At 76.5% G+C, this 4,034-nt stretch carries 3 protein-coding genes; all 3 read left to right on the top strand.

Annotated features, from left to right (window positions below):
- Nucleotides 1-399: 399 nt before the first annotated feature.
- A complete protein-coding gene (gene dacB, locus C1I95_RS32405; RefSeq protein ID WP_438941358.1) occupies nt 400-1,875 on the top strand; it encodes a D-alanyl-D-alanine carboxypeptidase/D-alanyl-D-alanine endopeptidase in 1,476 nt (491 codons plus the stop codon).
- Nucleotides 1,876-2,018: 143 nt separating this feature from the next.
- Nucleotides 2,019-3,086, top strand: coding sequence for a zinc-dependent metalloprotease (locus tag C1I95_RS32400; protein ID WP_111219731.1), 1,068 nt, complete (start codon nt 2,019-2,021; stop codon nt 3,084-3,086).
- Between the two features lie 13 nt (nt 3,087-3,099).
- On the top strand, nt 3,100-4,034 hold a 935-nt coding region (tilS, locus tag C1I95_RS32395), incomplete at its 3' end, for a tRNA lysidine(34) synthetase TilS (RefSeq protein ID WP_111219729.1).

Raw genomic sequence — 4,034 nt, 5'->3', positions numbered from 1 at the left:
GTCGTGGGGAGGGAAGATTCACACTACCGTCCGGACGGGGCTGCCGGAGGTGGTAACAACCAACCGCCGGCGAAGCCGGCGACCGGGCGGGTCCCGGTGCCCGACGCGCAGCTGTTCCGGACCCAGTCCCCGATCCCGCCGGCCGGCTCGTCGTGGCCGGACCCCACCCCGAACAGTCCGACATCCGGTCCGGTCGGTAAGGCGGCCGTGCCGACCAGCCCGGCTGGTCCGGTCGGCCGGGCTGCCCCGCCGACCGGTTCGGCGTCCGTGCCGCCCGGGCCGACGCCCGGAGCGTCGCCGAACCTGGCCGAGCAGACCCAGGACCTGACGGCGGGAACCGGCCCGGAGAACGGCCAGGGGGCGACCCTGGCGCCCGAGCGGCCGGGCCCACCCGGACCGATCGCCCCGACGTCCGGGGCCGCCCCGGTGCCTCCCCGGCCGTCCGGCCGCCGGCGCCTGCCGCTGGTGCTCGCCGCGGTGCTGGTGCTCGTACTGGTCACGGTGGGGCTGGTCGTGGTACGCCCGGGGCCGGTGGGACGGTGGCTGGGCGACGGTGACGCCGGGCCCGCGACCGTCGTGCCGGTGGAGCCCGCGCCGGTCGCGGTGCTGGCCGCCGCCGACGTCGGTGCACCGATGCCCAGCGCCGAGGGGATGCGAGCGGTACTCGACCCGCTGGTCGGCGACGCCGCCCTCGGCGGTCGAGTCAACGTGGCGGTGGCCGACGCGCTGACCGGGCAGCCGCTCTTCGAACGTGGCGGCGGCGAGGGCACCGTGCCGGCGTCGGTGACCAAGCTGCTGACCGCGGTGACGGTGCTCACCGCCCGCGGCCCCGGTTACCGGATCCCGACCCGGGCGGTGTCCGGTGCCGAGCCGGGCGAGGTGGTCATCGTCGGCGGCGGAGACCCGACCCTGGCGGCCGGCGCCAAGGGTTTCTACCCGGGAGCCGCCAGCCTGGAGGACCTCGCCAACCAGGTGCGTACGGCGCTCGGCGGGAACGCGCCGAGCCGGGTCCTCGTCGATTCCTCGCTCTACCCGGGGCCGGTTTACGGGCCCGGCTGGGACGACGACATCCCCACCGGCGGATACGGCGCCGCGGTGACCGCGTTGATGCTCGACGGCGCGCGGAAGGATCCGAAGGCAGGCCAGGGCTGGGCCGAGCGGGTGCCCCAGCCGGACCTGACCGCCGGACGGGCCTTCGCCCGCCTGCTCGGCGTACCGGACAGCGCCGTGCAGAAGGGCACCGCCCCGGCGGCACCGACTGAGGCGACCGGAGCGCCGGCCGAGAGCACCGAGCCCGGCGCCGAACTGGGCGTGGTGCAGTCGCCGCCGTTGATCCGCCTGGTCGACATCATGATCAGCGAAAGCGACAACATCGTCGCCGAGGCGCTGGCCCGCCAGGTCGCCCTGGCCCGCGACGAGCCCGGCTCGTACGCCGGCGGCGCCACCGCGATGGCCGAGGTGGTGTCCGAGCTGGGCCTGCCGGCCGGCGGGTTGACGCTCGCCGACGGCAGTGGCCTGTCCCGGAGGAACCTGATCAGTCCGGCGCTGCTGACCGAGGCGCTGGCGCTCGCGGCCAGCCCCGACCGGCCCGAACTCGGCGGCATCTTCGGCGGGCTGCCGGTCGGCGGCTGGTCCGGCACGCTGCGCGACCGCTACGGGGCCGCCCCGGGCACGGCCGCCGGTGCCGGGGTGGTCCGAGCCAAGACGGGCACGCTGACCCGGGTGCACTCCATCGCGGGGGTGGTCACCACGGCCGAGGGACGGCTGCTCACCTTCGCCGTGCTCACCGACCAGGTACCGCCGGACGGGATGGAATCGGCCCGCTCGGCGCTCGATCGGATCGCCGCCGCCCTGGCCACCTGCGGCTGCCACTGACCCGACTGCCGAAACACCGGCCCGGGCGGCGAGACACCGGGCCGGTGAGCGGGGCGATCTGTTTGCCGAACCGCCGGTCCGGTCTGCGCCGTCCCGGCCGGCGAGCCCGGGGTGGGTGTCGCGGCGCGGGTACGGTGGGTTGCATGGCGCAGTTCGTGGACTGGGATCTGGCCACCGCGACCGCGGGGGCGCTGGGTAAGTCGGGCCCTCGGGTGTCGTACGCCGAGGCCACCGAGGTGGTCGCCGACCTGCGCCGGTTGACCGACGAGGCGGCCGGGCACGTCGCCGACTACACGGGGCTGACGTCGCAGGTGGCGCACCCGCCGGTGCGGGTGGTCGACCGGCGCGACTGGGCCGCGACGAACATCGCCGGCCTGCGTGAGGTGATCACCCCACTGGTCGGCCGGCTCGCCCAGGACAAGCAGCCCGGTGCGTTGACCGAGGCGGTCGGTTCCCGGATCACCGGGGTGCAGGCGGGCACCGTGCTGGCGTACCTGTCCGGTCGAGTGCTCGGCCAGTACGAGGTCTTCTCCGCCGACCCGGGGCAGCTGCTGCTCGTCGCGCCGAACATCGTCGAGGTGGAGCGCAAGCTGGGGGCCGACCCCCGGGACTTCCGGCTCTGGGTGTGCCTGCACGAGGTGACCCACCGGACGCAGTTCACCGCCGTGCCGTGGATGCGGGCGTACTTCCTGGGCGAGGTGCAGGCGTTCGTGGACGCCGCCCAGGGCGGCGAGCATCTGCTGGACCGGCTGCGCCGGGGCGTGGGCACCCTCGCCGACGTGGTCCGCAACCCGGAGAGCCGGGCCAGCGTGCTGGACGTCGTGCAGACGCCGGCGCAGCGGGCGGTGCTGGATCGGCTGACCGCACTGATGACCCTGCTGGAGGGGCACGCCGAGTTCGTGATGGACGGCGTCGGCCCGCAGGTGATCCCGAGCGTCGAGCGGATCAGGGCCGGGTTCAACCGCCGCCGTGAGGCCGGCAACCCGGTGGAGAAGACGATCCGGCGGCTGATCGGTATCGACGTCAAGATGCGGCAGTACGCGGAGGGCCGCAAGTTCGTGCACGCGGTGGTCGACCGGGTCGGGATGGCCGGCTTCAACCGGGTCTTCGAGTCGCCGCTGACGCTGCCCCGCCTGACCGAGCTGAGCGAACCGGACGCCTGGGTGGCGCGGGTGCACGGGCCGGTCGGCCCGGTGCCGACCGCCGGCTGAGCACGCCGCGCCGATGGCTCCGCTCGCCCCGCCGGTCGCCGCGATCCGGATCGCGGTCCGCCGCGCGCTCACCGAGCTGCCGGTGGCCGGGCCGGTGCTGGTCGCCTGCTCCGGCGGGGCCGACTCACTCGCCCTGGCCGCGGCCGCCGCGTTCGTGGCGCCCCGGGTGGGCCGCGTCGCCGGCCTGGTGACCGTCGACCACGGGTTGCAGGCCGGGTCGGCGCGGCGCGCCGAGGCGGTGGCGCGGTGGGCGGCGCAGGCCGGGCTCGCGCCCGTGGACGTGGTCCGGGTCGAGGTCGCCGGCCGGCCGGGCGGCCCCGAGGCGGCGGCCCGGACGGCCCGTTATCAGGCGCTGGCCGAGGTGGCCGGGCGGTACGGCGCGGCGGCGCTGCTCACCGGACACACCCGGGACGACCAGGCGGAGACGGTGCTGCTCGCGCTGGCCCGGGGCGCCGGTCCGCGCGGGCTGGCCGGGATGCCGCCGCGTCGGGACCTGGCCGGGGTGCCGCTGGTCCGGCCGCTGCTGGAGATCGGTCGCGCGGAGACCCGGGCGGCGTGCGCGGCGCTCGGGTTGACCCCGTGGCAAGACCCGCACAACAGCGACCCCGCGTACGCCCGATCCCGGGTCCGGTCCGACGTGCTGCCGGCGCTGGTCCAGGCCCTCGGGCCAGGCGTGCTGGACAACCTCGCCCGCACCGCCCGGCTGGTGGCGGCGGACAACGCCGTACTGGACGGGCTGGCCGGCGAGGCGCTGATCGGGGCGCGGCATCCCGACGGCGGGCTGGCGGTCAAGGCGCTGGCCGACCTCGCGCCCGCGGTCCGCGGCCGGGTGCTGCGTGCCTGGGCCCACGAACTCGGTGCGCCGCCGGCCGCGCTGTCGCACCGGCACCTCGCCGCGCTCGACACGCTGGTCACCGCCTGGCGGGGGCAGGGGGCGGCGTACCTGCC

This window comes from Micromonospora craterilacus, assembly GCF_003236315.1.
In the GTDB taxonomy this organism is placed as follows: Bacteria; Actinomycetota; Actinomycetes; order Mycobacteriales; family Micromonosporaceae; genus Micromonospora; species Micromonospora craterilacus.
The sequence above is the reverse complement of the archived record's forward strand: the minus strand, read 5'-3'. Positions and strand labels throughout refer to the sequence as shown.